Origin of the sequence: Nocardioides sp., from assembly GCF_031422975.1 — a bacterium.
In the GTDB taxonomy this organism is placed as follows: Bacteria; Actinomycetota; Actinomycetes; order Propionibacteriales; family Nocardioidaceae; genus Nocardioides.
The window spans coordinates 1-3323 of the sequence record NZ_JANPEO010000516.1 but is presented as its reverse complement, the minus strand read 5'-3'; the positions used below and the strand labels follow the sequence as shown (position 1 = coordinate 3323).

The following is a 3323-nucleotide window of genomic DNA, read 5'->3' as shown; positions in this document are numbered from 1 at the left end:
CCAGCGGCGCGCCGAGGTCGGCGCCGTACTCGGCCTTCCAGAAGCCACCGTGGACCACGACGACGGTGCCGCGGCTGGGGCCGTCGGGGTCGTAGCGGTCGACCCACTGCGACGCGTCCGGGCCGTAGCTCAGCCGCGGATGGTTGGGCAGCGTTCCACTGGTCGGCCGCTCGTCTCCATCTGGCACCGGGTCGTCTCCAGGATTGTCATCGTTGGCGCACGCCGCAGCGAGCGGGAGGAGTCCGGCGGCCGCGAGCGCGGTCCGCCGCGTCAGGGCAGCCATCTGGGGTGAGACTACCGACGCGGCGGGATATCCATGGGCGCGATGGCTCAAAATCGCGGCCAGACCGAGCCATCGCGCCCATGGATATCCCCGGCGAGGCCGATGTGCTCAGCCCAGCCCGTCGGGAAGCGTGGCGCTCCAGGCGACCTGCGCCTCGGCGACGTCGAGGGTGAACTCGCCCTCGATGCTGATCTGCGCGCCGCCGGTCTGGCCGAGCTCGGTGATCGGGACGCCGTGCTGCTGGGCCAGCGAGAGGAGGCGGTCGACGTTGTCGGTGGTCACCGTCACGATGGCGCGAGCAACGGACTCGGCGAAGAGGGCAACGAAGGCGTCGCCACCCGCCACGTCGGCCACCGAGACCGAGACCCCGATCCCGTTGCGGAAGGAGGATTCCGCCAGGGCTTGGGCCAGTCCGCCGTCGGACAGGTCGTGAGCGCTGGTGACAACTGAATCGCGCGATGCTTCGGCGAGCAGCTCGGCCAGGTGCCGCTCGGCGGCGAGGTCGACCTTCGGCGGCAGACCGCCGAGGTGGGCGTGCACGACGTGCGCCCACTCGGAGCCGGAGAGCTCGTCGCGGGTCTCGCCGAGCAGGAACACCCGCTCGCCCTCGGCCACGAAGCCGGTCGGCGTGCGCTTGGTGACGTCGTCGATGACACCGAGCACGGCCACGACGGGCGTCGGCAGGATCGCGGTCTCGCCGGTCTGGTTGTAGAGGCTGACGTTGCCGCCGGTGACGGGGATGCCGAGCTCGAGGCAGGCGTCCTTGAGCCCGCGGCAGGCCTCGGCGAACTGCCACATGACGTCGGGGTCCTCGGGCGAGCCGAAGTTGAGGCAGTCGGAGATGGCGAGTGGACGCGCACCGCCCGTGGCGACGTTGCGGTAGGACTCGGAGAGCGCGAGCTGCGCCCCGGCGTACGGGTCGAGCTTGGCGAAGCGGCCGTTGCAGTCGGTGGCGACGGAGACGCCGAGGTTGGTGTCGACATCGACCCGGATCATGCCGCTGTCGCTGGGCTGCGAGAGCACGGTGTTGCCCTGGACGTAGCGGTCGAACTGGTCGGTGATCCAGGCCTTGTCGCAGAGGTTCGGGCTGGTGACCAGCTGGAGCAGGGTCGCTCGGAGGTCGGTGGGTCGCTCAAGCTTGTCCGCACCGTCGGCCTGGAGGGCGTCCTGCCAGCTCGGCCGGGCAAAAGGGCGGTTGTAGGTCGGGCCGTCGTGGGCCACGCTGCGCGGGGGTACGTCGACGACGCGCTCGCCGTGCCAGTCGATGTGCAACCGTCCGGTGCCGGTGACCTCACCGACGACGACGGCCTCGACGTCCCACTTCTCGCAGATCGCCATGAAGGCGTCGACGTCGGCGGGCTCGACAACGGCCATCATCCGTTCCTGCGACTCCGACATCAGAATCTCCTCGGGCGCCAGGCTGGAGTCGCGCAACGGCACGCGGTCGAGCTCGACGTGCATGCCACCGTCGCCGGCGCTGGCCAGCTCCGAGGTAGCGCACGACAGTCCGGCGCCGCCGAGATCCTGGATGCCCGCGACCAGGCCAGCGGCGAAGATCTCGAGCGTGCACTCGATGAGGAGCTTCTCCATGAAGGGGTCGCCGACCTGCACGGAGGGACGCTTGGCCGGGCCATCGGCGTCGAAGGTCTCGGACGCCAGCACGGAGACACCCCCGATGCCGTCGCCGCCCGTGCGGGCGCCGTACAGGATGACCTGGTTGCCGACGCCGGACGCCTTGGCGAGGTGGAGGTCCTCGTGGCGGAGGACGCCGACGCAGAGTGCGTTGACGAGCGGGTTGCCGAGGTAGGACTCGTCGAAGACGGCCTCGCCGCCGATGTTGGGCAGGCCGAGCATGTTGCCGTAGCCGCCGACGCCGGCGACGATCCCGGGCAGCACGCGGTGGGTGTCGCCAGACGAATCAGGGTCGAGCGGCCCAAAACGAAGAGAGACCATCACCGCGACCGGACGCGCGCCCATGGCGAGGATGTCCCGGACGATCCCGCCGACGCCGGTCGCTGCGCCCTGGTAGGGCTCGACATAGGACGGGTGGTTGTGCGACTCGACCTTGAAGGTCACGGCGTAGCCCTGGCCGATGTCCAGGACGCCGGCGTTGTCGCCGCTGGCGGGGGGCAGCTTTCCGATCGGCGTCTCCTGGGGGATCTCGCTGAACTGCTTGAGGTGCACCTTGCTCGACTTGTAGGAGCAGTGCTCGGACCACATGACGCTGTACATCGCGAGCTCGCTGCTGGTCGGGCGGCGACCGAGGATCTCGCGGATGGTGGCGTACTCGTCGGCCTTCAGGCCGAGATCCGCCCACGGCTGGTCACGCTCGGGGTCACCGGACGCGACGGCGACGGTGTCGAGTGTGGTCGTACGGGGGGCAGCCTGGGTCTCGGACACGGGCTCAATCTACTAAGGCCGAAGGCTCCTCCGATTGCCGCGTCCCTGCGGTGGTCGCCCTCCCCGGCTCGATGGGATCGAAGGTGTGACGAAAGTGACTGGTGGGACGTAGGGTGGCCCTTTCGCGACCCGTCTTCCCCAGCTTCTGGAGTCTCGACCATGCGCCGACCGGCCATCGCCCTGAGCACCGCCCTGCTTGCTCTCGCCGTCAGCATTCCCACCCTGCTGCTCGCGCACCCGACCGACTCGCGAGACGGGGCAGCCGCCCTGGCCAGCGCTTCGGAGCGGAAGGCGGAGATCGCCGCCTCGACGCCGGGCGACTTCACCGGCCTCGGCTTCGACCAGTGCGTGGCGCCGACCCAGGCAGCCATGGACGCGTGGATCGCCCATTCCCCTTTCCGCGCCGTGGGCATCTACATCTCCGGGGACTCCCGCGCCTGCCGGGTCCAACCCAACCTCTCGCCCACCTGGGTCGCGGCGCAGGTCTCGCGTGGTTGGCGGCTGCTCCCCATTGCCCTGGGCCCGCAGGCCTCCTGCCTGGACCGCTTCCCGCGCTATCAGGACGACTTCAAGATCAGCCCGAAGCCCGCCGACAGCTATGCGACCGCCCGCGCGCAGGGCGTCGTCGAGGCCGACAAGA

Annotated in this window: 2 protein-coding genes and 1 pseudogene; 1 reads left to right on the top strand and 2 read right to left on the bottom strand. The window is 70.1% G+C overall.

What is annotated here, in order from left to right; genetic code table 11:
* Together RMO85_RS15450 and purL are read right to left on the bottom strand one after the other, a co-directional pair.
* Positions 1 to 283: pseudogene (locus tag RMO85_RS15450) on the bottom strand (hypothetical protein); the annotation flags it as partial.
* A 108-nt stretch (positions 284 to 391) separates the two neighbouring features.
* On the bottom strand, positions 392 to 2683 hold the full coding sequence (gene purL, locus RMO85_RS15445; protein ID WP_310529611.1) for a phosphoribosylformylglycinamidine synthase subunit PurL: 2292 nt from the start codon (positions 2681 to 2683) through the stop codon (positions 392 to 394).
* Positions 2684 to 2842: 159 nt separating this feature from the next.
* On the opposite strand from purL, the gene RMO85_RS15440 reads away from it, so the two are divergent.
* The coding region (locus RMO85_RS15440; RefSeq protein WP_310529610.1) for a glycoside hydrolase domain-containing protein at positions 2843 to 3323 on the top strand (481 nt) is incomplete at its 3' end.